Origin of the sequence: Mixta calida, from assembly GCF_002953215.1 — a bacterium.
GTDB classification, from domain to species: domain Bacteria; phylum Pseudomonadota; class Gammaproteobacteria; order Enterobacterales; family Enterobacteriaceae; genus Mixta; species Mixta calida.
In genome coordinates, this window is sequence record NZ_CP026378.1 from 1,098,605 (window position 1) to 1,123,632 (window position 25,028).

Genomic DNA, 25,028 nt, shown 5'->3' on the forward strand with positions numbered 1-25,028 from the left:
AAGCAAAATCAGAGTGTTACAAGAACCACAGACGAACAACAATCGACCGTCTCCATGCTGATGCGATCGGTCAGGAATAGCTCTTCCCCGCTGAGAATGTCGCGGTAGCGACGGTTAGCCAGCGACGCGGGCAGGGGGATCTCCGTTTCGCTCCAGCGTGCCAGCTGCGGCTGCGCCAGACCCTCGTGCAACGCGTTCAGCACCAGGCGCGGCGCGATGACGATCAGCGCCTCTTCGTCCTGCGCGCGCGCATAGGCAATGACGTTTTCTGCGCGCTTGCCGGTGGCGGCGAGCGGCAGGTAATCGCCTCTGCGGAACAGCATCGGCTTCTGCTGACGGAAGCGCAGCAGCTTCGCGGTGACATGCTGCTTCAGCTCTCCGCTCAGCCAGTTCTGCTCGTTGCCGGTGGTCGGCGCTTCATCGTCGGCCAGCCACTGCTCCAGCGTGGCGAAGTCGGGTTCGCGCCGGTTATCGGGATCGACAAGGCTAAAGTTCAGCCCCTCGCTGCCCTGATAGATATCGGGCACGCCTGGCGCGGTCAGCTTGATAATGGTCTGGGTCAGGCTGTTGATCAGGCCGGCGCGCACGAAGGGCTGAATGGTGCGATAAAAATCCTGCAGGAAGGTCTGGTTCGCCGGAGAAAGCAGATGGCGCGCATAGTCCAGCACCGCCGTTTCATAGGCGTCGTTGCTGTCGCCCCAGTTGGTGCGCAGCTTGGCCTCGCGCAGCGCCTTCTCGGTAAAGGCGAGGAAACGTTCTTCCAGCGCCTTCAGGCCCGCTTCGTCGTCGGGGCGCAGCGTGGTCGGCCAGACGCCGACCAGCGCCTGATAGAGCATCCAGGCCACGGCCGGTTTCGGCGCGGCGCCGTCGTCAAGCTGCACCACCTTTTCCTGGTTCATCTGACGCCAGCGGGCGACGCATTCTGCCCACTGCTCCGGCGCTTCGGTCAGCGTATAGAGCCGGGCGCGCGCATCTTCGCCGCGTTTGGTGTCATGGGTAGAGGTGCCGGAAAGCGCATCGGGCTGCCGCTCCAGCCGCGTCTTCATCTCGGCGTGGAAACGGTTAAGCGAGAACGTGCGCGGCATCGGCTCGGCGCCTACCTCATTCAGCGCCAGCTCCATGTTCTGCCGGAAGAAAAGGGTATCTTCGACCGATTTCGCCATCAGCGGGCCGGTCAGCTGCTGGAAGCGCGTGCGGAAGGTCGCGGCGTCGCCCGCCACCCGATCCGATACGTTGCCCGCCAGAATGTCGGTCAGGAAATCGAGCGCCTGGGTATCGGGCGCGTGCGCGCTGCTTTTGACGCGCTGCACTATTTTTTGCAACAGCGCCAGGCCTTCCGGCGGCAAACCTGCCGTGGTGCCGTAGGTGCGATAGACCGGAAACGCAACCAGCAGTTCGCGCAGCGCGCCGCGCACCGCATTTTCTTCCACGCCGGCATTGTCCGCCCCGGCGATGCCCATCGCCAGATGCAGCAGGGTAGTGAATTCGCCCTCGAAGTTTTTATCGGCCATCAGCAGCTTGGCCGCACGCAACTCCGCTCTCATATCAACCGGCTTGCCGACTACTTTGTCCCAGGCGGCGCGCAAGGCGTCGAGCTGCTCATCGTCCACCAGCACGTCGGAAAGCGATTCGATAAACTCATAGCCGGTGGTGCCGGAAATCGGCCAGTCTTCCGGGATCTGCTCGTTCTTGCCGAGGATTTTCTCCACGGTGATATAGCAGTCCGGTCCGGCCTCCTGACGCAGCAGATCCAGGTAGGCTTTGGGATCGGCGAGCCCGTCGACATGGTCCACGCGCAGGCCGTCGACCACGCCGGAATGCACCAGCTCCAGAATCAGCCGATGGGTATCGTCGAAGACCTGTTTATCTTCGACGCGCACGCCGACCAGTCCGGTGATTTCAAAAAAGCGGCGGTAGGAGAGGTCGCGCGGCGCATCGCGCCAGGACATCAGCCGCCACGGTTGCTGCTCATGCAGCGCGGCGATTTGCGCCTTGTCGGTCAGCTTCAGCACCTCTTCTTCGCGCCCCTGCCAGCTCTCCGGCGTCAGCGGATAGTAGCTGTCGTAATAGGCGAAAGCGGGCTTGCCGGTTTTCGGGTCCGCCTTGACGCTGATCTCGCCGTTTTCCAGCACCGCCTCAAAGGTGTCGCCGAGGAACGGCAGCGTCAGGCGACGCGACCAGTTGATATCGAAATGGCGCGCATAGCGGCTCTTTTCGCCATGCTCGATCACGTCGCGCCACCAGGCGTTCTCCAGCGAGGCGGCCATATGATTCGGCACGATGTCCAGAATCAGGCCGAGTCCAGCCTCCTTCAGCGTTTTCGCCATGCGGTCGAAGCCTTCGCGACCGCCGATAGCGGGGTCGATCTCGTTGGCGTCGGTGACATCGTAGCCGTGAGTGGACTCCGCCGTCGCGGTAAAAATCGGCGAGGCGTACAGGTGGCTGATGCCCAGACGCTTCAGGTAGGGCACCAGCGCCGCGGCGCGGTCAAAGGTCATGCCGTTACGAAACTGAATGCGATAGGTAGCGGTTGGGATCTTCACGTTGCGTCTCCAGAAGCCAGGCGGACGATAATCGAATTCTGCGGCAGCGCATCTGCCGCCTGCGGCCAGGCGAACAGGGTTTCACCCGGCAGATCGGGCAGCGGCTGCGTCTTCTCGCCAATGTTCAGCGCCATCGACAGCGTGCCGCGCGGGAAGGTCCAGGTGACGGCGAGGAAGCCTTCCGCCGTTTTCAGCACCTTGCCCGCGTCGCCGCCTGCGGTCGCCAGCAGCGGCGCCAGATGCTGCTGACGCAGCGCCAGCAGTTCGCGCGTTAGCGTCAGCCAGGCTTTGCCTTCTTCGCTCTCCCGCTTTTTCCAGTCGAGCTTCGACATATCGAAGGTCTCTTTGGCGTTCGGATCGGGCACGCTTTCGCCTTCATGCCCGGCGTGGCCCTGGAACTCGCGCGCGCGGCCTTCGCGCACCGCCTTCGCCAGGTCGCCGTGGAAATCGGTAAAGAACAGGAACGGGTTGGTTTCGCCATACTCCTCGCCCATAAAGATCAGCGGGATATGCGGCGACAGCAGCAGCATCGACAGCATCACTTTGGTGCGGTCGGCGCCGGCCAGTTCGATCAGCCGCTCGCCCTGCGCGCGGTTGCCGACCTGGTCATGGTTCTGAATAAAATCGACAAAGGCGACCGGCGGCTGGCCGCTGCTTTTCACGCCGCGCTTCTCGCCGCTTTGCGCCGACACTTCGCCCTGATAGACGAAACCTTCGGTCAGCGCGCGCGCGATGCGTTTTTCCGGCTCGCTGGCGAAATCCTGATAGTAGGCGTGGGTTTCGCCGGTGGCGAAGACATGCACGGCGTTATGCAGATCGTCGTTCCATTCGCCGGTAAACAGCGGCACGGAGCCATCTTCCGCGCGCGGATGCAGGAAAATCACGTTGCGGCAATCTTCGGTGGTCAGATGGATCGGTCGATCGGTAATTTCCGCACGGATGCGCTCGGCGATTTCGATCAGCACATGCTTGTCGGAAGGATCTTCAATCTGGTCGATGGCGTCGAAGCGCAGACCGTCAAGGTGATACTCCCTGAGCCAGAACAGCGGCGCTTCTTCAATGTAGCGTCGTGCCGCATCGACGTCGTAGGCGATGCCTGCGCCCCAGGGCGTCATACGTTCTTTATGGAAGAAGTCGGGTGACAGCAGCGGCAGATAATTGCCTTCCGGCCCGAAATGGTTCAGCACGATATCGAGCACTACCGACAGGCCATGGCCGTGCGCGGCGTCGACAAAGGCTTTAAAATCGTCCGGCGTGCCGTAGGCGGAATGCGGCGCGTAGAGCAGCACGCCGTCGTAGCCCCAGCCGCGGTTGCCGCCAAACTGGGAGAGCGGCATCACTTCAATCATCGTTACGCCAAGTTCGGCCAGACACGGCAGCTTATCGATAGCGGCGCGGAAGGTGCCTTCCGGCGTAAAGGTGCCCATGTGCATCTCATAGACCACACTCTCTTCCCACGGGCGGCCTTTCCAGGCGGCGTTCTGCCAGGTATAGCGGGTGGGATCGATCACCAGAGAGGGGCCGTTAACGTCCGCCTTCTGCGCGCGCGAGGCGGGATCCGGCACCACGGTGCCGTCGGCGAGAACAAAATTATACTCTGCGCCGGGCGCCACGCCGGTGGCCTCAAGTTCGAACCAGCCGTCGCCGACCGGCTTCATTTCTGCCTCTTTACCTGACAGCCTGAGCGTGATTTTTTGCTGGCCGGTAGCCCAGAGACGAAAACGGACGGTGTCGGCGGCCACATATTCCGCGCCCCAACTTTTAAGAAATGATTTGGACTCCATTCAACTGCCTCGTTTTAACCCAGATGTGAGCAATAGACGACATCGCCCGGCTGAATCCGGTGATGTGAGTTTCAGGTGCTTAAATCAGTAAGCGTGATCTGGCGCCGTAATGGGGCATCGTTCTTCTGGTCAATCACGAAGTGGCTGCCCCCCAGAGAATGCGTGTTGAAACGGTGTCCGGCGGTTTCGGCTCCAGGCAGCATACAAAGAACAATCATAGACCATCGGACAGGAAGTGAAGGGCCGTGATAGTTGAGCGGCAGGGCGGTCACGGGGTTTATGAACCAGACGGAAATAAAGGGGGGCGGGAAGGACGACGCGAGGCGAACCGCCCTGTTACGCGACGCCGGGGATGTTTTCGTTAACCTGATGGACGCAAATGCCTTGTTGTTCAAGCAGCTGGCGATAGCGCGCCTCCAGGCCGGTATCGGTAATCACATGACGAAAAGGTTTGTCGACGGCGATCGGGTAGGGATGAAACTGGCCGAACTTCGATGAGTCGGTTAACGCGAAGGTATCGATATCTTTTGCCATTACCGCGTTGACGATATCGCTGCGCAGCATATTACGACCGGTAAAGCCGGTGTCAGGATGCCAGCCGTCGATGCCGATAAAGGCTTTCTGAAAATGCACCTGCTGAATACAGTTGCGGGTTAACGGACCGACCACCGATTCGCTGCTTTTCTGATAGAGGCCGCCCAGCACGATCACTTCGCAGCGTGACGATTTTAACAGTCCGGCGATATAGTGGCTGACGGTGACGATGGTGATGGTGTCGTTGTTCGCCAGGCAGCGGGCCAGCAGCGCGTTGGTGCTGCCACCTTCGATAAACACCGATTCTCCAGGCTTCACCAGCGAGGCGGCATACTCCGCCAGACCCTGCTTAAGCGGAAAACGCGCCTGCATACGCGCCGCGACGTCGTCGCCTTCCAGCGAGATCGCGGAGCCGTGAACGCGCTTCAGATAGCTGCCTTTCTCCAGCGTGTTGAGATCCTGACGCACCGTGACTTCGGAAACGTGGGTCAGGCGCGACAGCTCGCTGACGCTGATGCTGCCTCTTTCATTAACCAGTTGAATAATCTGTAATTGCCTTGCGTTCATCCGGCGTCTCATCCTGGGGAGCGGGGAGAGGAGTATAACAAAATCATCTCCCGATAGCATCGCGTCGGGACGGCCCGCAAGGCCGTCCACGTTCAACGTCATGGCGTACGCTACGCTCGCCTGTTAGCTGCATCAGAGCGGATCGATGCCCAGCGCGCGACGGCCGCGTGCGTTGAGATCGCTGATAAGAAAACGATCTTGCCAGCTCTGCTCATAGTTTTCCCGCGGGAAGTCCGCCGGCGACGCGCCGGTTTCCAGCGCCTCGCGCACGCGCTGCGCACAGGCCATATTCTTCTCACACGCCGGCGCCGCCGGAATGTACATCACGTTGCCCCAGCCCTGCTGGTTGTCTACCGGCGCGACGGCGTGGATCACATCGCAGTGCCACCAGACCGAATCGCCTGCCTCCAGCGCGGGGATGCTGCTCAGCCCGGCGATCAGATGCGGATGCCACTGTTCGGAAACCGGCAAGACCCGACCCGGCGCCACGCCGCACAGTTCATCTTCCGGCACGTCGTCCAGCAGCGGACGCAGCAGCACATAAGCCATCGCTTCCGGCACCGGGACCACATGCAGCAGTCCCTGGCCCAGCCCCATATCCGACAGCGCCGTCCAGCCCTGGAAAGTGCGGAACGCGGAGCATTTGGTGGTGTTGTCCATGTCATACTCGTTGACTTCCGGGCGGTGCGCCGCATCCCAGGGATCGTATTCTTCAAAACGGTTGTTAAAAATCTTGCCGAATACCTGCTGATAAGCGGGCAGCAGCCAGCGCTCCAGCGCGCCGGAATCGGTATGCGCGCCCAGACCTTTTGAGGTGGTGCCCGGCAGACGGCGGCGGATGCGATCGGGATAGATGATGTTGACGTCGGGATTAAACCATTCGCCCCCGCGTGCTTAAAGGTCCACAAACGGTTAAGGAAAGACTGAACGGCGGCGATTTCGCTGCTCTGCCGCGCCTCCATCTGCGCCTTCGACCAGTAGATCGGATAAATTTCCGGGCGCGACGCCTCCAGCGAGCCGAAGAAATTATCGCCAGGGCCGCGGTAGATTTCATCGAAGTGATTCTTATCCAGGTAGTGCAGCATCGATTGATCCATCGCCAGCGCGTCGTCGCGGCGGAAAGTCTGTTTCACCACCAGGCAGCCGCGGCGTTTGATCTGCGCGATCTGCGCGGGCGTCACGTTTCCCGCCGCGACATCTTCCTGGCGCAGCACCGGCCAGGCGCTGCCGTTACGCCGTTCTTCTTCACGCGCGGCGGCGATCTCCGTTTCGATCTTTTGACAAACCTGGCGGAACAGGGCGTCAACGTCGCCAATCTGCGCGCGTAACGCCCGCTTCATTTCCACGACGTTTTTTTTGTAATCACTCGGTAAGGTCATTGAGGTGAAGGATGCGTTCATCGTTTTCTCCGCGGTTCAGGTTGGCCTTTTCGGGGAAATGAAAGCCTTAACTTTCATTCGTAAGTTTAAGGCGAAAGATAACAAAGAAGATCGACGCAGGGAGTGAAAAGGATCACATTTCTTTAACTTAGGTGAAGTAATGCGTTAACTCATTCAGCATAAAAAAAGCCGGGCAGCGGGCCGCCCGGCGTTATGTATGACTGCGCTTTTTGAAAGCGGCTTACAGACCTGTCTTGCCGAAAGCGGCGAGCCAGTCCTGCTCAAATTTCTCGACGGCGGCAGTGACGGCGGGCGCAGAGATCATCTGTTCGGCCACGTCCAGCGGCAGCGTGATCGAGGCGCAACCGGCCAGCAGGCAGTCCAGCGCCTGACGCGGCGTTTTAAAGCTCGCCGCCAGCACTTTCGCGCCCGGCGCGTGCAGCGTCAGGAGCTGTTGCAGGTCGCTTACCGTCTGAATGCCGTCGCCGCCCTGCGCGTCCACACGGTTAACGTAGGGCGCGACATACTCCGCGCCAGCCAGCGCCGCCAGCAGCCCCTGCGAGGCGCCATAGACCGCAGTACCCAGCGTAGGGACGCCCGCCGCGCGCAGCTGTTTAATCGCCGCCAGCCCTTCCGCCGTTACCGGAATTTTCACCACCAGATCGTTAATGATGGCGCGCAGACGAAACGCATCTTCCACCATGCCTTCCGCCTGTGGCGCCATGACCTGCGCAAACAGCTTGCCACGGCCGCCCAGCGCCTCTTTCAGCGCGGGCAAAACCTCGTCAACCGGCGTTTTGCCGCTGGCGATAATGCTTGGATTAGTCGTGACCCCGGCGAGGGGAAAAATGCGCGCCAGGCGTTTGACGGCCGCGACGTCGGCGGTATCGAGATAGAGTTCCATAACCAGCTCCTGAGGAGATCGTGAGGTTTAGCAAGTTTCGCTGAGTATATCGCCCGACTCCGCTTTTTTATTGACCAGTGTCAATATCGCTTTCTTTCGAAAGTTATCAAATCTTCGAACGCAAGAGAGGAGAGGGCTTATGATTTTTAATATCCAGCGTTATTCGACGCATGATGGTCCCGGCATCCGCACCGTTGTCTTTTTTAAAGGTTGCTCGCTGGGCTGCCGCTGGTGCCAGAATCCTGAAAGCCGCTCCCGCCATAAAGATCTGCTGTATGACGCGCGCCTCTGCCTGGAACAGTGCGATCTCTGTCAGCAGGCGGCGCCGGAGGTTATCGCCAGAACGCTGAATGGCATCACCATTGACCGGCAGCGCCTGCAACCGGACCATATCGCGGCGCTGGAACACTGCTGTCCGACGCTGGCGTTAAGCGTCTGCGGCGAAGAAAAGCCGCTGGACGCGATCATGACGGCGGTGAGGCGCGATAAACCTTTCTACGCGCGCAGCGGCGGCGGCGTCACGCTTTCCGGCGGCGAACCCTTTATGAACCCTGAGCTGGCGGCGAGCCTGTTTCGCCAGTGCCATGACGAGGGCATCCATACGGCGGTGGAGAGCTGCCTGCATGTGCCGTGGCGCTATATCGAACCCGCGTTGCCGCATATCGATCTTTTTCTCGCAGATTTGAAGCATGTCGACGAGACACGGTTCCATGCCTGGACCGACGGCTCGGCGAAGCGGGTGCTGAAAAACCTGCGCCGCGTGGCCGACGCCGGCAAGCCGATGATTATTCGCGTGCCGCTGATTCCGCAGTTTAACGCCGACGAAGCGTCGGTGAGCGCCATCGTTAATTTTGCCGCGGATGAACTCGGCGTCAGCGCGATCCATTTTCTTCCTTACCACACGCTGGGCATGAACAAGTACGCCCTGCTTAATCAGCCCTACCATGCGCCGGACAAACCGCTGGACGATCCGGCGCTGCTCACCTTTGCGCAGCATTACGCCGCGCAAAAAGGCCTGACGGCGACACTGAGAGGATAAATTATGACGACTCTGAAACTCGATACCCTGAGCGAACGTATCAAGGCCCACAAAGACGCGCTGGTACATATCGTCAAGCCGCCGGTGTGCACCGAGCGCGCCGCGCACTACACCAAAATCTATCAGGAGAACATGGATAAGCCGCTGCCGGTGCGCCGGGCGCTGGCGCTGGCTTACCATCTCGCCAACCGCACTATCTGGATTAAGCATGATGAGCTGATCGTCGGCAACCAGGCGAGCGAAGTACGCGCCGCGCCGATCTTCCCGGAATATACCGTCAGCTGGATCGAAAAAGAGATCGACGATCTGGCCGATCGCCCCGGCGCCGGTTTCGCGGTGTCGGAAGAGAACAAGCGCGTGCTGCATGAAGTTTGTCCGTGGTGGCGCGGCCAGACGGTGCAGGATCGCTGCTACGGCATGTTCACCGACGAACAGCAGGCGCTGCTGGCGACCGGCATCATCAAAGCCGAAGGCAATATGACTTCCGGCGACGCGCATCTGGCGGTCAACTATCCGCTACTGCTGGAAAAAGGGCTGGACGGCCTGCGGGAAAAAGTGGCGGAGCGCCGCAGCCGCATCAACCTGACCGTACTGGAGGATCTGCACGGCGAACAGTTCCTGAAGGCGATCGCCATCGTGCTGGAGGCGGTCAGCGATCATATTATCCGCTATGCCGATCTGGCGCGGCGGATGGCGACGCAGGAAGCGCGTCCGGCGCGCAGAGAGGAGCTGCTGCGCATCGCGGAAAACTGCGAGGTCATCGCCCACCAGCCGCCGAAAAATTTCTGGCAGGCGCTGCAACTCTGCTACTTCATCCAGCTGATACTGCAAATCGAATCCAACGGCCACTCCGTTTCGTTTGGCCGCATGGATCAGTATCTCTATCCCTTTTACCGCCGCGACGTAGAGCTGGAGCAGACGCTGACGCGCGAGCAGGCGATTGAGCTGCTGCATGGTTGCTGGCTGAAGCTGCTGGAAGTGAACAAGATCCGCTCCGGCTCCCACTCTAAAGCCTCGGCCGGCAGCCCGCTTTATCAGAACGTCACCATCGGCGGGCAAAACCTGCGCGACGGCAAAGGCGTGGATGCGGTGAATCCGCTCTCTTACGCCATTCTGGAGTCGTGCGGCCGCCTGCGCTCCACGCAGCCGAACCTCAGCGTGCGCTATCATGCGGGCATGAGCGACGACTTCCTCGATGCCTGCGTGCAGGTGATTCGCTGTGGCTTCGGCATGCCCGCCTTCAACAACGATGAAATCGTTATTCCCGAATTTATTAAGCTCGGCGTCGCGCCGGAGGACGCCTGGGACTACGCCGCCATCGGCTGCATCGAAACCGCGGTCGGCGGCAAATGGGGCTATCGCTGCACCGGCATGAGCTTTATCAACTTCGCGCGGGTGATGCTGGCGGCGCTGGAGGGGGGCCGCGACGCTACCAGCGGCAAGGTGTTCCTGCCGCAGGAACAGGCGCTGTCGAAAGGCAACTTTACCCATTTCGATGAGGTGCTGGCGTGCTGGGATAAACAGATCCGCTACTACACCCGTAAGTCGATTGAGATTGAATATGTGGTGGATACCGTGCTGGAGGAGAACGCGCACGATATTCTCTGCTCGGCGCTGGTGGACGACTGCATCGAACGCGCGAAAAGCATTAAGCAGGGCGGGGCGAAGTATGACTGGGTTTCCGGCTTACAGGTCGGCATCGCTAACCTCGGCAACAGCCTGGCGGCGGTGAAAAAGCTGGTTTTCGAACAGGGCGCCGTCGCGCAGCGGCAGCTGGCGGAAGCGCTGGCGAGCGATTACGACGGGCTGACGCACGAACAGCTGCGCCAAAGGCTGATTAACGGCGCGCCGAAGTATGGCAACGACGATGACAACGTGGATGCGCTGCTGGTGCGCGCGTATCAGACCTATATCGACGAGATTAAAAACTACCATAACCCGCGCTACGGCCGCGGCCCAATCGGCGGCGATTACTATGCGGGCACCTCCTCGATCTCCGCTAACGTGCCGTTCGGCGCGCAGACCATGGCGACGCCCGATGGCCGTAAAGCCAGAACGCCGCTGGCGGAAGGCGCAAGTCCCGCTTCCGGCACCGACCATCTGGGACCGACGGCGGTGATCGGCTCGGTAGGCAAGCTGCCGACCGGCGCCATCCTCGGCGGCGTGCTGTTGAACCAAAAGCTGAACCCGGCGACGCTCGATAATGAAAGCGATCGTCAGAAGCTGATGGCGCTGTTGCGCACTTTCTTCGAAGATCATAAGGGCTGGCATATTCAGTACAACATTGTGTCGTGCGAGACGCTGATCGAGGCGAAAAAGCATCCCGATCGCTATCGCGATCTGGTGGTCAGGGTAGCGGGTTATTCCGCCTTCTTTACCGCGCTGTCGCCTGATGCGCAGGATGATATTATCGCGCGCACCGAGCATACGCTGGCGTAATAAAGCGGTGGGCGCGTCAGCCATTGGCGCTTTACGCACTATCTCTGGTAGCGGGCATCCCAGCCCGCTTTTTTATGCGCGGCTGCGTCGCGGGCAGCCGGATTTATTCTGCTCGCGCCCGCCGCTTACGATTTTCTGCTTTATCCGCTTTATCTGCTTTTCTCTTTTCGCATCTTCTCGCAGTCTTCTGTTTCCTCTGATTTCAGCCGTGCTGCTGTCTTTTGCTGACTCAGCGGCGCGCAGCCGTATCCCGCCTTCCCTGGACGCAGCGGCAGGCTTTGTTTTTAATAATTGTTATGTTATAACATACCAACAAAGGCGTGCGGCCTGTTCTGCAAACCTGACGCGCCCGCCTGATAAACCTGCGTGTTAACGCGAACCTTGACCCCGCGCCGCTGACCGTGCGGCGACAGCCTGATATTGAGTATGTTATGCCTGACCTGTTTTCAGCTTCTAAACGCCGCGGCCTCTCCCTGCTAGCCTGCTCTGCGCTGGCCCGCGCTTTCGCCGTCGCGCTGCTGCTCGCCGCGCTGTGGATCGCGATTCGCTGGGCGGAAATGCTCCCATGATTAAACTGAACAACCTTGTGACGGGCTACCGGGGCAGAGCCTTGAGCCAGCCGCTTAGCGGCCAGTTCACGCCGGGCAGCCTGACGGCGATCATGGGTGCCAACGGCGTCGGAAAATCTACTCTGCTGAAAACCCTGGCCGGACTGCTGCCCGCCGTCAGCGGCACGGTGCGCTATGCACAGCGCAAGCCGCAGATCGCCTGGCTGCCGCAGCAGAGCGATATCGACCATCAGTTTCCGCTGCGGGTCGGCGACGTGGTGGCGATGGGCAGCTGGCCGTCGACCGGCATGCTGCGCGGCATGGGCCGTACGATGCGCAAGCGAATCGACGATGCGCTCATGCAGGTGGGATTAATCCATCTGGCCGGACGCGCCATCAGCCAGCTCTCTGGCGGGCAGTTTCAGCGGATGCTGTTCGCGCGCATGCTGGTTCAGGATGCCGACATACTGCTGCTGGACGAGCCGTTTACCGGCATAGACAGCCAGACCCGCACGCTGCTGCTGCAGATGATCGACGCGCTGCACCGCGAGGGCAAAACCATCATCACCGTGCTGCACAGTCAGTCCGTGGTCGAACGCCATTTTCCGCAGCTGCTTTTCCTGCATGAAGGGCATTACCACTGGGGAAATACCGCCGAGGTGCTGACGAACGGCAGCGCGCCGCTGATGCCTGCGATTCGCTGTGCGGTAGGGCAGGCGTAGCCGATGGCCACTTTTCCTGTTTTCGAGGCCTTTACCGCATTCGGTTTTATGCGCCGTTCGCTGGTCGCCTGTCTCGCGCTGTCGCTTAGCGTGACGCCGCTGGGCGTCTTTTTACTGCTGCGGCGGATGAGTCTGATCGGCGATGCGCTGTCGCACGCGGTGCTGCCCGGCGTGGCTATCGGCTATCTGCTTTCCGGCATGTCGCTGCTGGCGATGGGAGTGGGCGGCTTTATCGCCGGTCTGCTGGTGGCGCTGCTGGCAGGATGGGTTAGCTCCGTCACCACGCTGCGCGAAGATTCCAGCTTCGCCGGCTTCTATCTCGGCTCGCTGGCGCTGGGCGTCACGCTGGTTTCGCTGCGCGGCAGCGGGGTCGATCTGCTGCATCTGCTGTTCGGCTCGCTGCTGGCGGTGGATGGCGAAGCGCTCACCTTTATCGGCATCATCGCCAGCCTGACGCTGTTGATCCTGGCGATCTGCTATCGGGCGCTGGTGGCGGAGGCGTTTGATATGACCTTTCTGCAGGTGCGCCGCCCCCAACTGCCGCGACTGATTCACGCGCTGTTTCTCGCGCTGGTGGTGATGAACCTGGTGGCGGGCTTTCAGATCCTCGGCACGCTGATGACGGTAGGGCTGATGATGCTGCCCGCTATCGCCGCGCACTGCTGGTCGAACCGCCTGCCGCATATTCTGCTGCTGGCGGTGTTAACCGGCATGGTCAGCGCTTTTATTGGGTTGGCCTGGTCCTGGTATCAGTCGCTGCCCGCAGGCCCGGCAATTGTGCTGACCGCCAGCCTGATCTTCCTGATTTCCGTGCTGTTCGGCGCGGAGAAAGGGGTATTCCGCATATTAAAAAACAGAGTCCGATAATTACAGGTAAGGAGTTATACATGGGTTCCAGAATCGTAAAAGCGTCCGCGCTGTCGCTGTTAATGGTCGTTAGCCCGGCGCTGATGGCGAAAACCGTTACCGCCGTCGCCAGTTTCTCGGTGCTGGCCGATATGGTGAAGGAGGTCGGCGGCGAGCATGTGACGGTAACGTCGCTGGTGGGCCGCAACGGCGATCCGCACGCTTTTTCGCCGTCGCCGAAAGATAGCCTGGCGTTAAATAAGGCTGATGTAGTATTCGTCAGCGGGCTGGGACTGGAAGGATGGATGGATCGTCTGGTGGCGGCCTCTGGCTACAAAGGCGCAGTCGTCATCGCGTCGAACGGCATTCAGACGCGCAGCATGGAAGAAGAAGGGCATAAGGTGACCGATCCGCATGCCTGGAACAGCGCGAAAAACGGCGCTGTTTACGCGCGCAATGTGATGAACGCGCTGATTGCTGCCGATCCGCAGGACAAAAACTATTTTCAGCAGCGCGGCGCCGCCTATATTCAGCGACTGGAGAAACTGGACGCCTGGGCGAAAGAGACATTTGCCGCCGTGCCGGAAAGCAAGCGTAAGGTGCTAACCAGCCATGACGCCTTCGGCTATTTCGCCGCTGAATATGGCGTCCATTTTCTCTCTCCGGTCGGCTTTTCCACCGAAGCGGAAGCAAGCGCCAGCGATGTCGGCAAGCTGATTCAGCAGATCAAACAGGAAAAAATCGCCGCTTACTTCATTGAGAACCAGACCGATCCGCGCCTGGTGAAGCAGATTGCGGCAGCCAGCGGCGCGCAGCCGGGCGGCGAACTCTACCCGGAGGCGCTGAGCGAAGAAAACGGTCCGGCGCCGAGCTACGCGGCGGCGTTTAAGCATAATGTCGAGACCATCGCCGCCAGCATGAAATAGCCTTTCCTCACAGGGTATAAGGGAAGCCTCCTGGCTTCCTTTATTTTTTAGAATCCCTCTTTTTCTCGCCGCTTTCCCGGCCGCAAAAACTGCGAAGCGCGGCACAGATCTGTTTGAAACCGGTTGCAGCAGTATTGCACAATGCTAGTCTGAAACCGGTTTCAACTTTTCAGCTACCGGGACTGACCATGGGAAAAATACGAGATTATTCCAGATTAGCCGCTGATATCCTGCAGGGGACGGGCGGCGAGACCAACCTGATTAGCTTTTCCCGCTGCGCCACGCGTCTGCGCCTGGTGTTGAAAGAGACGCCGCCCGGCGCGGTAGAAAAGATCAAGGCGCTGCCGGGCGTTATCACGGTCGTGCTGAGCGGCGGGCAATTCCAGGTCGTGATCGGCACGCATGTGGCGGACGTGTATGACGCGCTGGCGGCGATAGTCGATCCTGACAAACTGCAACAGAGCAATGAGAAGAGGCGCGTTCTCGATACGGTGATCGCCACAATGTCGGCGGTGTTCGCGCCAATTATCTACGTGCTCGCCGCGGCGGGGATCCTGCAGGGCATTCTGATTACCGTTAACTATTTTCTGCCTGCCTTTCAGCAAACCGGCGCCTTCAGCGTGCTGAACTTTATCTCCTGGACGCCGTTCGCGTTTCTGCCGGTATTTATCGCCGTCACCGCGTCGAAATTCTTTAAGTGCAATATGTTTATTGCGCTGTTCTGCTGTTGCGCGCTGATTAATCCAGAATGGGCGACGCTGGCGGCGCAGATCGCCAAAGGCGAGGCGGTAACCTTCTTCTCGTTGCCGCTGGCGCAAACGGTCTATACCTCGTCGGTGCTGCCTCCGCTGTTCCTGGTGCTGGGGCTTTCTTATCTGGAGCGGCTGGTAAATCGCGTGTTGCCGCAGGTGGTGGCGCCGCTGTTTACGCCGCTGATCTGCGCGGTGATTATGGTGCCGCTGACGCTGGTGCTGATTGGGCCGGTTACCTCCGGTCTCGCCAACGGCATCGCCATGGGCTACAACTGGCTGTTCGACACCGCGCCCGCGCTGGCGGCGGCGGTGATCGGCGGGGTCTGGCAGGTGATTGTGATCTTCGGCGTGCACTGGGGCATTACGCCGGTGGTGATGGCGAACTTCGATCTGCATGGCCGTGATTCGTTTCAGGCGTTTCAAACCATGGCGGTAGTAGGGCAGATGGCGGCGGCCTTCGCCTGCGCGATAAAAGCGAAGCAGCGCGGCTTTAAAACCGTCGCCTGGTCGGCGGGGCTGACCGGCGTGTTCGGTATCACCGAACCTGCGATTTACGGCGTTACGCTGAAGCTGAAAAAGCCCTTTATCTGCGGCTGCATCGGCGGGGCAGTGGGCGCCATCGTCACCAGCCTGTTCGGCAGCTATTACTACGCCTATGCGGGTTTGCCGGGCGTGCTGACCATTGTGAACGCCATCAGCCCGGAAAACCCGATGTCTTTTATCGGCGAGTTGACCGGGGTGTTGGTGACGATGGCGGCGACCTTTATTCTGGTGTTCCTGGTTGGCTTCCGCGAGCCGGAGGCGCAAAACGAAGCGGGCGGCAAGGCTGCGGGCGCTTCCATCGGATCGGCGAATTCGGAGGCGACCGCGTCGTCGACAGGTACCGCGCCTGTGGCGGCGGGCAAAACCTTAACCCTGATGAGTCCGGTGGCGGGCAATGCGCTGCCGTTGGCCAGCGTGAACGATGAGAGTTTCGCTGGCGGCCTGCTGGGCGACGGCATCGCCATCGTGCCGGAGGAGGATGTTATCGTCGCGCCCTGCGACGCGGAGGTCGCTTCTACCGTTGACAGCCATCACGCGGTCGGTCTGGTATGCGATAACGGCGCAGAAATTCTGATCCATGTCAGGCTGGATACGGTTAATCTCGGCGGTCAGCACTTTTCGACGCTGGTGCAGGTCGGCGATCGGGTCACGGCGGGCACGCCGCTGATTCGCTTCCAGCGCAGCGCCATCGTCGCGTCGGGCTATGACATCACGACGCCTTTTCTGGTGATGAACAGCGATGAGTATCGCATGACGAAATGTGTTAATGACGGTCCGGTCGCCTCCGGCGCGCCGGTAATGACGGTGAGCTAAATATTTCCGGCGCGGCGTAGCGGCCGTGCCGATCCCTTCTGGCGCATCATGCGCGACGGCAAAACCAATCTTGAAAAACGCGGCGCGGCGCACGGCATAACCTTGCGGCGTCCGCTTCGCTTTGCGATATAATGACGCCGTTTTAGCCGCTCCCTCTGGGAGAGTTTTTTACAAAGCTGCCGTAAAGCGAGGCTGTAATGGTGACAATGCTTGACGTGGCGCGCTGTGCCGGCGTTTCCAAATCCACGGTGTCGCGCGTGCTGAATGGAAAGGATGTCGTCAGGGAAGAGGTAAAAGCGTTGGTGTACAAAGCCATTGAGGAGACGGGCTACCGGCCTAATCTGTTGGCGCAGCAGCTGGCGACGAAAAAAAGCAGCATGATTGGCCTGGTGATGACCAATGCGGTTTATAACGGTCCCTTTTTCTCGACGCTGGTTTATAACGCGGCGAAGTTTTGCGAAGCGCACAATCATCGCCTGATTTTCGCTGACGGCAAGCAGAGCGCGGAAGAGGAGATGAACGCCATCGACTTTTTGGTACGCATGAAGTGCGCTGGCGTGATGGTTTATGCGCGGCATATCCCGGCGCCGCAGCTGGCGAAAATCATCAGCGAGAGCCCGGTGCCGATAATGGCGTTGAACCAGCGGCTCTCCGCCTTGCCCGATAATGCGGTGTTTATCGATCACTATCGCGGCAGCGAAATCATGATGGATTATCTCCAGGCGCAGGGGCACCGGCGCATCGCCTATATTCGCGGCAATATGCTGTCGCCCAGCAATACGGCGCGTCAGCAGGCGTGGCAGGATAAGTTAAACGCGCTCGGCGTTAAGGATACGGACGCGCTGCTGGCGCAGGGCGACTGGAGCATGGAGAGCGGCTATCGCGCGGCGCAGGCGCTGTTTGCTCAAGGCCGAACTTTCAGCGCGATTCTCGCCGCCAATGACGATATGGCGTTGGGCGCGATTAAGGCGCTGAAAGATCAGGGCCTGGCGGTGCCGGAAGATGTTTCGGTCGCGGGGTTTGATAATGCGAAGGTGGGGCGCTTTGTGTCGCCAGCGCTCACCACGCTTGATATCCCCATCGAGCACATGATCCAGAACGCGGTGGAAAGGATCCTGAGCATCAAAAACGATCCTGCGCGCGCGGCCCTGTGCGGAACGCTGGTGGTGCGCGAGTCTGTGGGACAGCGGTGTTTATCTGAGGATTAAGGGCGATGCGGTTGAAGGGAGCGAGGCGGAAAGGTTGACGTCCGCGTGGAAGGGGCGACCAGAAAACAGGCCTTTAGCGCCCGCTTCGCTGGCAAAACGACAGCGCCTGCGTCGGACGTCCAGTCAGATCGTAAAGACGCAATCCGTCATCCCTGACAGTTCGGCCCGCATCTTCCCTGGCCGCCGTCGCCTTAAGCTGGGCAGCACGGCGTTAGTGAGTAATTCAAGGGCAAAGCCAGGAGAATCGATGCGACGCTGTGCGGCATCGGTTATGCATTATCTCCTTTACAGCCAGCCTGCGCGTTTCAGTCGCCAGTAGAGCGCGGCGCAGGCGAGCAGCGTGCCGCCAATGGCCGCTGGGTAGCCGAAGGGAGAGTGGATTTCCGGCATGCTTTCAAAGTTCATGCCGTACATGCTGAAGATTACCGTCGGGATCACCAGAATCGCCCCCCAGCCCGCCAGCTTTTTCACGACTTCGTTTTGTTGCACCGTCACCAGCGCCAGGTTGACGTGCATGGCGTTAGTCAGGATTTCACGCATGTCGTCGGTATCGGTGACAACGTGGTGCGCGTGATCCTGCACGTCGCGCAAATAGGCGCGCAAAGGTTTGGGAATAATATCCTCATGCAAACGAATCAGCTGATTGCAGATCTCGTCCACTGGCATCGCGGCGTTGCGCAGCGCCAGCAGCTGACGCCGCAATGTATAGACATGCTGCACCGATTTGCGGTCAAACTCGGTGCGGAACATCGCGCGCTCCATTTCGCTGATGCGTTCGCTAAGCGAGGCGGTGATATCGCTGTAGTTATCAACGATAAAATCGAAAATGCAGTAGAGTGGGAAACCGACGCCCTTGCTCAGCATTTCAGGGCGCTCGGCGGCGCGCTGGCGCAGCGGCGCATAGCTGTCAGACGCGCCGTGGCGCACGGTAATCAGGAATTTTTGGCTGACGAAGAAGTGCGTTTCGCCAAATTCGATATGGTGTTTTTCGGTCAGGTACGCCGTTTTCAGTACGATAAACAGCGATTCGCCATACTGCTCCAGCTTCGGACGCTGGTGGGCGGTCAATGCATCCTCGATCGCCAGTTCATGCAGGCCGAACTCCTCCTGCATTTTCTTCATAAAAGGCGGATCGGGCTGATAAAGTCCCAGCCAGACAAAAGCATCAGGCTCGTTTATCACGTCGCTGATGTTCTCCGGGTCGATAACTTCCCCACGCTCTCCGTTGCGGTAAACGATACTGTTCACAACCATAGTTCCACGGCTCCCTTATTGAATGGTTTTATCCCCGGTTAAGGGTAGTCGTTAACGCAGCGGAAAGGGAAATCCCACCGCCGTTGCACGCCTGATTTTAACGTATCCGCCTGTAACAAAGCGGTCGGTAAAGCGAAGCGCGCCGTCAGCGAAGCTAAAGAAAATCTGGAAAAGCGTTAGCGGCGGATCGGGCGCTGTGCAGCGGCAATCGCGGTGAATTAACATAACTGACGGCGCCACCGTCGGCGCCTGCGAACATCTTTTATCGATCTATGAGGTTGTTTATGGCTGTGGGAACAGAGAACGCGTCGTCAGCGGTTTTTTCATCAGAAGAGCTGGTGCGTATCGGTCAGTGGTCAACGCTGTTGCGCGAGCTGCTGAAGGGAAAAGGGGAGTTGTGGAGCGCAGCGGACGAGGCGCTGTTTAACCGTTTGCACAGCGAGCTGCCCCAGACTCACGACGCCGGTTGACCGCCGAGGCCGGGCGATTGACATGCCGCCCTGTTGAACGGCAAAACCGTCGCGTCAGTGATTCAGCGCCAGTATCGCCTCAATCTCAATAGAGAGATCGGGAGAGAAAAGCTGGCTGACCTGTACCAGCGAACTGGCGGGCAGATGATCGCCGAAGTGACGATAAAGTACGGCGCGCAACGCGTCGATCTCACGCAGCGAGGTGACGAAGATAGTCACCTTCAGCAACGCGTGCAGCGAGGTTCCTTCGGCGCTGGCGATAACATTCAGCTGGTGAAAAATCGCCTCGGCCTGTGCGGCGATGCCTTCCTTCTGCGCGTCGCTGCCGAACGCCGTCAGCCCGGAAATATAGAGCGTCTCCCCGTGACGGACAGCATGTACGTAAGGGCCTTTCACTTCGCCCAGCTGCGGATAGTTCTTTCGTTCAGCAATGCCCATGTGGTTTCCTTATTGATGACTAAAATGTCATAGCGCTTAACAGCATAGACCGACTTACCAGGCAGGAAAACCAGCCAGACAGGAAAGTGAGATGATCGGCAAAGAGAACGCGGAACATTATCAGTGGGGCGAGCAGTGCGACGGCTGGTATCTGGTGAAACGCCAGGATATGAGCGTCATTCATGAACGCATGCCGCCGGACCGACGCGAGGCGCGTCATTTTCACAGTCGTTCGCGGCAGTTCTTTTTTGTGCTGAGCGGCGAGCTGACGATGGAGCTGGAAGGAGAGCAGCACCGGCTGACGGCGCAGCAGGGGCTGGAGATCCCGCCGGGCGAGGCGCATCAGGCGCAAAACCTCTCTGCGGAACCGGTGGAGTTTTTGGTGATTTCGCATCCCACCACGCGCGGCGACCGCACCGAACAGGCATAAAAAAGCCGCGCCCTCCGCCTGACGAAGGGCGCGGCGAGATACGGCAGATTATTTCAGCAGAATCGCGCGGCAGCTCTTGCCTTTGATTTTACCCTGCTTCAGCTTGATCAGCGCTTCTTTCGCCTGCGCGGCGGCAATGGCGACGTAGGCGTGAGTCGGAGTCAGATCGATTTTGCCGATGCGGTCGGCGCTGAAGCCCGCTTCGCCGGTCAGCGCGCCGAGAATGTCGCCCGGACGGATCTTCGCCTTACGGCCGCCGTCGATGCAGAGCGTCATCATCGCCGCAGGCAGCGGCTGTGACGGCTGGTTTTTCAGGACGGCGGCAGAGGACCAGGCCAGCGGCTGCTGCAAATAATCTTCCAGCGCGTGGGCGCGCACCATCTCATCCGGTGCGACGAAACTGACCGCCGTACCCTGTTCGCCGGCGCGCGCGGTGCGGCCGATACGGTGAACATGCACTTCCGGGTCGAACGAGAGCTGATAGTTCACCACCATCTCCAGCGCTTTGATATCGAGACCGCGCGCGGCGACGTCGGTGGCCACCAGCACGCGGCAGCTGCCGTTGGCAAAGCGGATCAGCACCCGGTCACGGTCGCGCTGTTCCAGATCGCCATGCAGCGCCAGTGCGCTGATGCCGCTGTTTTCCAGCGCGTCGGCGATGTCGTCGCACTCGCGTTTGGTATTGCAGAACACCACACAGGAAGCGGGTTGACGCTGGCTTAACAGCCCGATCAGCAGGCTCAGCTTTTCACGGCTGTTCGCCTCGTAGAAATGCTGTTCGATCGCCGGCAGTTCGGTGACGTCTTCGGTGGTGACGGTAAGCGCGTCGCGCTGGAAACGATCGCCGATGGCGATAATGCCCTGTGGCCAGGTGGCGGAGAACAGCAGCGTCTGGCGCTGCGTCGGCGTATGGCTGACGATCGCTTCCATATCTTCACGAAAGCCCATCTCCAGCATACGGTCCGCCTCATCCAACACCAGCGAGCGCAGCTGAGTGAGATCCAGCGTTTCGCGCTTCAGGTGATCGAGAATACGCCCCGGCGTGCCGACCACAATATGCGGCGCATGCACCAGCGAATCGCGCTGAGCGGCGATCGGCTGGCCGCCGCACAGCGTCAGAATTTTAATATTGCGCGTAAAGCGCGCCAGGCGACGCAGTTCATTGCCGACCTGTTCGGCCAGTTCGCGCGTCGGGCAGAGCACCAGCGACTGCGTTTGATACTGCGCGGTATCGATATGTTGCAGGATGCCTAATCCAAACGCTGCGGTTTTACCGCTGCCGGTTTTCGCCTGGGCGCGCACGTCGCGGCCGTCAAGAATGGCGGGCAGGGAAGCGGCCTGGATAGGCGTCATAGCGTCGAAGCCCATTTCGCGCAGGTTATCGAGCTGGCTGGCGGGCAGTTGCGTCAGGGTGGAAAAAGCAGTCACGGGAAAATCTCTAATCAGGCGGGTTTGCGACGTGCAGTTTATCAGAAGATAAGGCGTTGGACAGTAAAAGGCGCAAAGGGGCATCGTCGAGCGCCTACGCTTTATCACAGCACAAAGGCGTGTCAGCACGACAAGGGTATGTCAAAAAGACAATATATATCGCAGTCATTTTAACAAAAAAGCGCAGGGCGGCTTTGATTATGTTATTGATAAATAAGGTAACTAACAGCCTGGCATGGAGGTTGCAATTCACAGATTAATCAAAAACATAAGAGGTAATCATCATGGCTCATCGCATCCCTAAACATTTCGTTCATACCCGTTCCACGCCGTTCTGGGACAAAGAGAGCGTGCCGCGCGCGCTGCTGACCCATCACAACACCAAAAAAGGGGTTTATGGCCGCCTGTCGGTGATGCAGGGCGCGGTGAAATATTACGGTTTCGCCAACGAACATGACACGACGCCGGAAGTGGAGGTGGTGATTGAAGCGGGTCATTTCGGCATCAGCCCGCCGGAATACTGGCACCATGTGGAAGTGTTGACAGACGACACGTACTTCAATATTGATTTCTTCGCCGATCCGCAGGAAGAGTTGCAGGGCAAAGGCATCGGCCAGGTGGTAAACACCCATAAAGGCGAATAACCGCCGGTAAGATCGCGTCGGCAGGCGCGCCCGCGCGACGCGCCTGCTGTTATTCACTGAAAACTCTTTCTGCCGCGTCTCCGCTAAAGAAAAAAACTCGCCTCAATTAGCGATAGTAGATGGCGATATGCTGGCCGTGCAGCCTTTCAATATGCACCTGAGTATCGAAAATCGCTTCAATTACTTCAGAGCGCATAATCTCCTGCGGCGCGCCGCGCCAGAGCACCTCGCCCTGCTTCATGGCGATAATATGATCCGACCAGGCCGAGGCGAAGTTGATGTCATGAATGACCAGAATAATGGTTTTATGCAGCTCGTCCGCGGCGCGGCGCAGCTGTTTCATCATCGCCACGCTGTGCTTCATATCCAGATTGTTCAGCGGCTCGTCCAGCAGCACATAGTCGGTATTCTGACACAGCACCATCGCCACGCAGGCGCGCTGGCGCTGACCGCCGGAGAGCTGATCGAGGTAGCGCGCCCGCAGCGGCAGCAGGTCGAGAAAATCCATTGCGGTTTCAATGTGCTGGCGATCCTCCTGCGTCAGCCGCCCTTTGGACCAGGGATAGCGGCCAAAGCCGACCAGATCTTCCACCGTCAGGCGGCTGGTGAAGTGGTTCTCCTGCCGTAGCACCGACAGCACCTTCGCCATCTGCTCGTCGGGCGTTTTCGCTACCTCCAGCCCGTTGACCCAGACGCTGCCGCTGTCCGCCGTCAGCAGGCGGCTGATCACTGACAGCAGCGTCGATTTCCCCGCGCCGTTGGCGCCGATAATCGAGGTGATGCCGCCCATCGGGATCGACTCGGTAATACGGTTCAGCACCGTCGTGTTCTGATAGCTTTTACAAATCTCTTTTACTTCAATCACACCGCCGCCTTTTTAATCAAAAACCAGAGGAACAGCGCGCCGCCGACAAATTCGATCACCACCGACAGCGATCCCGCCATATGCAGCAGTCGCTCCAGAATCACCTGCCCGCCTACCAGCGTGATAATGCCGACCAGCACCACGCCGGGCAGCAGATAGTGATGGCGATGAGAGCCGATCAGCTGATAAGTCAGGTTCGCCACCAGCAGACCGAAGAAGGTCAGCGGCCCCACCAGCGCGGTGGAAAGCGCCACCAGCAGTGAAATCAGCAGCAAAATCAGCGTGACGCGCCGCCGCCAGGGGACGCCCAGCCCCACCGATATATCGCGTCCAAGCGCGATCACGTCCAGGCTGTAGCGCATACGCCAGATAATCAGCGCCGTCGCCAGCGTCGCCAGCGCCGCCAGCACGATAATCTCCGGCGCCGCGCGGGTGAAGGTGGCGAAAATGCGGCTCTGTAAAATGGCGAACTCGCCCGGCTCCAGCAGGCGCTGCAACAGACCGGAAAGGCTGCGGAACAGGGTGCCGCACACCAGCCCCACCAGCAGCACGCTGTGCAGGTTAATGCCGACGCGGCCCAGCAGCCAGCGGTAAAGAAAGGTGGAGAACAGCACCAGCAGCAGCGCTTCGCAAATAAACTGGCCGCTGACGCCGAGACGGCGCAGGCCGTTGGCGTCGATAAAGAAAATCAGCAGCGTCTGCAACAGGATAAACAGCGCCTCCAGCCCCATCACCGACGGCGTCAAAATGCGGTTGTTGGTCACCGTCTGAAACAGCAGGGTGGCGACGCCGGAAGCGAAAGCGACCAGCAGCATGGTGGCGAGGATCATGCCGCGATGCGCCAGAATATAGCCGATATTGCCGCTGAGGTTGATGGTCATAAACAGCGTGACGCACGCCAGCGCCAGAACGCTCAACCCCGCCAGCCGCTTCGCAGGCGTATCGAAACGCAGGCGTAGCGCGCGCCGCGCCGAATGAGGAACGGAGGTGTCAGCCTGCATTGCGCTGGCTCCTTATAATCAACAGCAGAAAAACCGCTGCGCCCAGGCAGCCAAGAATCACGCTGACCGGGATCTCCCATGGAAAGCTGATCAGGCGGCCGATAATATCGCACAGCACCACCAGCCCGCCGCCGAACAGCGCCACCCAGGGAATGGTGCGGCGCAGGTTATCGCCCATCGCCATACTCACCAGATTGGGCACGATCAGGCCGAGAAAGGGCAGCACGCCGACCACCACAATCACCACGCCGCTGATCAGCGCGATAATCGCCATGCCGATAAACACCACGCGACGATAGTTCAGTCCGACGTTGACGGCGAATTCCCGTCCCATTCCGGCGACGGTAAAGCGGTCAGCGATAACACAGGCCAGCAGGGTCAGCAGGCCGGTGAGCCACAGCAGCTCGTAGCGGCCTTGCAACACGCCGGAAAAGTCACCCGATTCCCAGCTGCCCAGCGACTGCAACAGATCAAACTCCATCGCCAGAAAGGTGGTTACCGCGCTAAAAATAGCGCCGAGCATAATGCCGGTCAGCGGCACCATCAGCGGCGTTTTGATGCGCATACGTTGCAGGATCAGCAGAAACAGGCCGGTACCGAGCAGCGCGAACAGCGTGGCGACAACCATCTTCACCATCACCGGCGCGGCGGGGTTGACGATCATCACCAGCAGCAGGCCGAGGCTGGCCGACTGCGTGGTGCCGGCAATTGAGGGTTCCACGAAGCGGTTTTGCGTCAGCATCTGCATAATCAGCCCAGCGACGCTGACCGCGCTGCCCGCCAGCAGCAGGGCGAGAGTGCGCGGTACGCGGCTGATAAAGAAGACGTCGCGCATTTCCGCGTCGCTCCACAACCGCGTCATTGTCAGCGGGCTGACGCCAACGAACAGGCTCCAGAACATCAGGCCCAGCACGACAGCCAGGCCTGCTGCAAAACTGAATCGCGTCATGA

21 protein-coding genes and 1 pseudogene are annotated in these 25,028 nt (G+C 59.7%); 11 read left to right on the forward strand and 11 right to left on the reverse strand.

Annotated features, from left to right (window positions below; genetic code table 11):
* Positions 1–8 precede the first annotated feature (8 nt).
* The 5 genes and pseudogenes from treY to fsa all read right to left on the reverse strand — a co-directional run bounded on the left by treY (position 9) and on the right by fsa (position 7,711).
* Positions 9–2,543 carry a malto-oligosyltrehalose synthase gene (gene treY, locus C2E16_RS05135; RefSeq protein WP_084970305.1) on the reverse strand — a complete coding sequence of 845 codons (2,535 nt, stop codon included), beginning with the start codon at positions 2,541–2,543 and terminating at the stop codon, positions 9–11.
* Positions 2,540–4,327 carry a malto-oligosyltrehalose trehalohydrolase gene (treZ, locus tag C2E16_RS05140; RefSeq protein ID WP_038627787.1) on the reverse strand — a complete coding sequence of 596 codons (1,788 nt, stop codon included), beginning with the start codon at positions 4,325–4,327 and terminating at the stop codon, positions 2,540–2,542. Before treZ ends, treY begins: the two co-directional genes overlap by 4 nt.
* A gap of 336 nt (positions 4,328–4,663) precedes the next feature.
* Entirely contained in the window at positions 4,664–5,428 is a 765-nt protein-coding gene (locus C2E16_RS05145) for a DeoR/GlpR family DNA-binding transcription regulator (RefSeq protein WP_038627785.1), read from the reverse strand.
* 132 nt (positions 5,429–5,560) lie between these two features.
* Positions 5,561–6,828 (reverse strand): annotated as a pseudogene (locus tag C2E16_RS05150) (DUF1479 domain-containing protein).
* 220 nt (positions 6,829–7,048) lie between these two features.
* Positions 7,049–7,711 (reverse strand): fructose-6-phosphate aldolase, encoded by a 663-nt coding sequence (gene fsa / locus C2E16_RS05155; RefSeq protein ID WP_038627781.1) that lies wholly within the window; start codon positions 7,709–7,711, stop codon positions 7,049–7,051.
* Between the two features lie 139 nt (positions 7,712–7,850).
* Between fsa and C2E16_RS05160 the strand changes: the two genes are divergently transcribed.
* The 8 genes from C2E16_RS05160 to C2E16_RS05195 all read left to right on the forward strand — a co-directional run bounded on the left by C2E16_RS05160 (position 7,851) and on the right by C2E16_RS05195 (position 17,547).
* The gene (locus C2E16_RS05160) at positions 7,851–8,750 is read left to right on the forward strand and encodes a glycyl-radical enzyme activating protein (RefSeq protein WP_084970307.1); all 900 of its coding nucleotides are present in this window, start codon (positions 7,851–7,853) and stop codon (positions 8,748–8,750) included.
* A 3-nt stretch (positions 8,751–8,753) separates the two neighbouring features.
* Positions 8,754–11,189, forward strand: coding sequence for a formate C-acetyltransferase/glycerol dehydratase family glycyl radical enzyme (locus C2E16_RS05165; protein ID WP_084970308.1), 2,436 nt, complete (start codon positions 8,754–8,756; stop codon positions 11,187–11,189).
* A gap of 431 nt (positions 11,190–11,620) precedes the next feature.
* On the forward strand, positions 11,621–11,758 hold the full coding sequence (locus C2E16_RS20735; RefSeq protein WP_167401654.1) for a hypothetical protein: 138 nt from the start codon (positions 11,621–11,623) through the stop codon (positions 11,756–11,758).
* Positions 11,755–12,459: a metal ABC transporter ATP-binding protein gene (locus C2E16_RS05175; protein WP_084970310.1), complete on the forward strand. Its 705-nt coding sequence runs from the start codon at positions 11,755–11,757 to the stop codon at positions 12,457–12,459. Before C2E16_RS20735 ends, C2E16_RS05175 begins: the two co-directional genes overlap by 4 nt.
* Positions 12,460–12,462: 3 nt before the next feature.
* Positions 12,463–13,326, forward strand: coding sequence for a metal ABC transporter permease (locus tag C2E16_RS05180; protein ID WP_084970311.1), 864 nt, complete (start codon positions 12,463–12,465; stop codon positions 13,324–13,326).
* 20 nt (positions 13,327–13,346) lie between these two features.
* Positions 13,347–14,231 (forward strand): metal ABC transporter substrate-binding protein, encoded by an 885-nt coding sequence (locus C2E16_RS05185; protein WP_084970312.1) that lies wholly within the window; start codon positions 13,347–13,349, stop codon positions 14,229–14,231.
* A gap of 188 nt (positions 14,232–14,419) precedes the next feature.
* Complete coding sequence (locus C2E16_RS05190; RefSeq protein WP_084970313.1) at positions 14,420–16,339, forward strand: glucose PTS transporter subunit IIA; 1,920 nt, start codon at positions 14,420–14,422, stop codon at positions 16,337–16,339.
* A gap of 197 nt (positions 16,340–16,536) precedes the next feature.
* Positions 16,537–17,547 carry a LacI family DNA-binding transcriptional regulator gene (locus C2E16_RS05195; RefSeq protein WP_084970314.1) on the forward strand — a complete coding sequence of 337 codons (1,011 nt, stop codon included), beginning with the start codon at positions 16,537–16,539 and terminating at the stop codon, positions 17,545–17,547.
* 285 nt (positions 17,548–17,832) lie between these two features.
* Here the strand turns inward: C2E16_RS05195 and corA are convergent, their stop codons facing one another.
* Complete coding sequence (corA, locus tag C2E16_RS05200; protein ID WP_084970315.1) at positions 17,833–18,801, reverse strand: magnesium/cobalt transporter CorA; 969 nt, start codon at positions 18,799–18,801, stop codon at positions 17,833–17,835.
* Between the two features lie 284 nt (positions 18,802–19,085).
* Between corA and C2E16_RS05210 the strand changes: the two genes are divergently transcribed.
* On the forward strand, positions 19,086–19,271 hold the full coding sequence (locus C2E16_RS05210; protein ID WP_038627761.1) for a hypothetical protein: 186 nt from the start codon (positions 19,086–19,088) through the stop codon (positions 19,269–19,271).
* A 54-nt stretch (positions 19,272–19,325) separates the two neighbouring features.
* On the opposite strand, the gene C2E16_RS05215 is transcribed toward C2E16_RS05210, so the two are convergent.
* Complete coding sequence (locus C2E16_RS05215) at positions 19,326–19,709, reverse strand: RidA family protein (protein ID WP_038627759.1); 384 nt, start codon at positions 19,707–19,709, stop codon at positions 19,326–19,328.
* Positions 19,710–19,800: 91 nt separating this feature from the next.
* On the opposite strand from C2E16_RS05215, the gene C2E16_RS05220 reads away from it, so the two are divergent.
* Positions 19,801–20,139, forward strand: coding sequence for a cupin domain-containing protein (locus tag C2E16_RS05220; RefSeq protein ID WP_084970317.1), 339 nt, complete (start codon positions 19,801–19,803; stop codon positions 20,137–20,139).
* Between the two features lie 48 nt (positions 20,140–20,187).
* On the opposite strand, the gene dbpA is transcribed toward C2E16_RS05220, so the two are convergent.
* Entirely contained in the window at positions 20,188–21,567 is a 1,380-nt protein-coding gene (gene dbpA / locus C2E16_RS05225) for an ATP-dependent RNA helicase DbpA (protein ID WP_038627754.1), read from the reverse strand.
* 284 nt (positions 21,568–21,851) lie between these two features.
* Here dbpA and C2E16_RS05230 point away from each other — a divergent pair, with 284 nt between their 5' ends.
* Positions 21,852–22,211 carry a DUF1971 domain-containing protein gene (locus C2E16_RS05230; protein WP_084970318.1) on the forward strand — a complete coding sequence of 120 codons (360 nt, stop codon included), beginning with the start codon at positions 21,852–21,854 and terminating at the stop codon, positions 22,209–22,211.
* Between the two features lie 106 nt (positions 22,212–22,317).
* Here the strand turns inward: C2E16_RS05230 and C2E16_RS05235 are convergent, their stop codons facing one another.
* The 3 genes from C2E16_RS05235 to C2E16_RS05245 form a co-directional block, all read right to left on the reverse strand.
* A complete protein-coding gene (locus tag C2E16_RS05235) occupies positions 22,318–23,076 on the reverse strand; it encodes an iron ABC transporter ATP-binding protein (RefSeq protein WP_084970319.1) in 759 nt (252 codons plus the stop codon).
* Complete coding sequence (locus C2E16_RS05240; RefSeq protein ID WP_244555286.1) at positions 23,073–23,957, reverse strand: iron chelate uptake ABC transporter family permease subunit; 885 nt, start codon at positions 23,955–23,957, stop codon at positions 23,073–23,075. Before C2E16_RS05240 ends, C2E16_RS05235 begins: the two co-directional genes overlap by 4 nt.
* 109 nt (positions 23,958–24,066) lie before the next feature.
* On the reverse strand, positions 24,067–25,026 hold the full coding sequence (locus C2E16_RS05245; protein ID WP_084970320.1) for an ABC transporter permease: 960 nt from the start codon (positions 25,024–25,026) through the stop codon (positions 24,067–24,069).
* Between the last annotated feature and the right edge of the window lie 2 nt (positions 25,027–25,028).

Coding starts and splice junctions, on each gene's coding strand:
- treZ (WP_038627787.1), bottom strand. CDS start 4,327: ATGGAGTCCAAATCATTTCTTAAAAGTTGGGGCGCGGAATATGTGGCC.
- C2E16_RS05145 (WP_038627785.1), bottom strand. CDS start 5,428: ATGAACGCAAGGCAATTACAGATTATTCAACTGGTTAATGAAAGAGGC.
- fsa (WP_038627781.1), bottom strand. CDS start 7,711: ATGGAACTCTATCTCGATACCGCCGACGTCGCGGCCGTCAAACGCCTG.
- C2E16_RS05160 (WP_084970307.1), top strand. CDS start 7,851: ATGATTTTTAATATCCAGCGTTATTCGACGCATGATGGTCCCGGCATC.
- C2E16_RS05165 (WP_084970308.1), top strand. CDS start 8,754: ATGACGACTCTGAAACTCGATACCCTGAGCGAACGTATCAAGGCCCAC.
- C2E16_RS20735 (WP_167401654.1), top strand. CDS start 11,621: ATGCCTGACCTGTTTTCAGCTTCTAAACGCCGCGGCCTCTCCCTGCTA.
- C2E16_RS05175 (WP_084970310.1), top strand. CDS start 11,755: ATGATTAAACTGAACAACCTTGTGACGGGCTACCGGGGCAGAGCCTTG.
- C2E16_RS05180 (WP_084970311.1), top strand. CDS start 12,463: ATGGCCACTTTTCCTGTTTTCGAGGCCTTTACCGCATTCGGTTTTATG.
- C2E16_RS05185 (WP_084970312.1), top strand. CDS start 13,347: ATGGGTTCCAGAATCGTAAAAGCGTCCGCGCTGTCGCTGTTAATGGTC.
- C2E16_RS05190 (WP_084970313.1), top strand. CDS start 14,420: ATGGGAAAAATACGAGATTATTCCAGATTAGCCGCTGATATCCTGCAG.
- C2E16_RS05195 (WP_084970314.1), top strand. CDS start 16,537: ATGGTGACAATGCTTGACGTGGCGCGCTGTGCCGGCGTTTCCAAATCC.
- corA (WP_084970315.1), bottom strand. CDS start 18,801: ATGGTTGTGAACAGTATCGTTTACCGCAACGGAGAGCGTGGGGAAGTT.
- C2E16_RS05210 (WP_038627761.1), top strand. CDS start 19,086: ATGGCTGTGGGAACAGAGAACGCGTCGTCAGCGGTTTTTTCATCAGAA.
- C2E16_RS05215 (WP_038627759.1), bottom strand. CDS start 19,709: ATGGGCATTGCTGAACGAAAGAACTATCCGCAGCTGGGCGAAGTGAAA.
- C2E16_RS05220 (WP_084970317.1), top strand. CDS start 19,801: ATGATCGGCAAAGAGAACGCGGAACATTATCAGTGGGGCGAGCAGTGC.
- C2E16_RS05230 (WP_084970318.1), top strand. CDS start 21,852: ATGGCTCATCGCATCCCTAAACATTTCGTTCATACCCGTTCCACGCCG.
- C2E16_RS05240 (WP_244555286.1), bottom strand. CDS start 23,957: ATGACCATCAACCTCAGCGGCAATATCGGCTATATTCTGGCGCATCGC.
- C2E16_RS05245 (WP_084970320.1), bottom strand. CDS start 25,026: ATGACGCGATTCAGTTTTGCAGCAGGCCTGGCTGTCGTGCTGGGCCTG.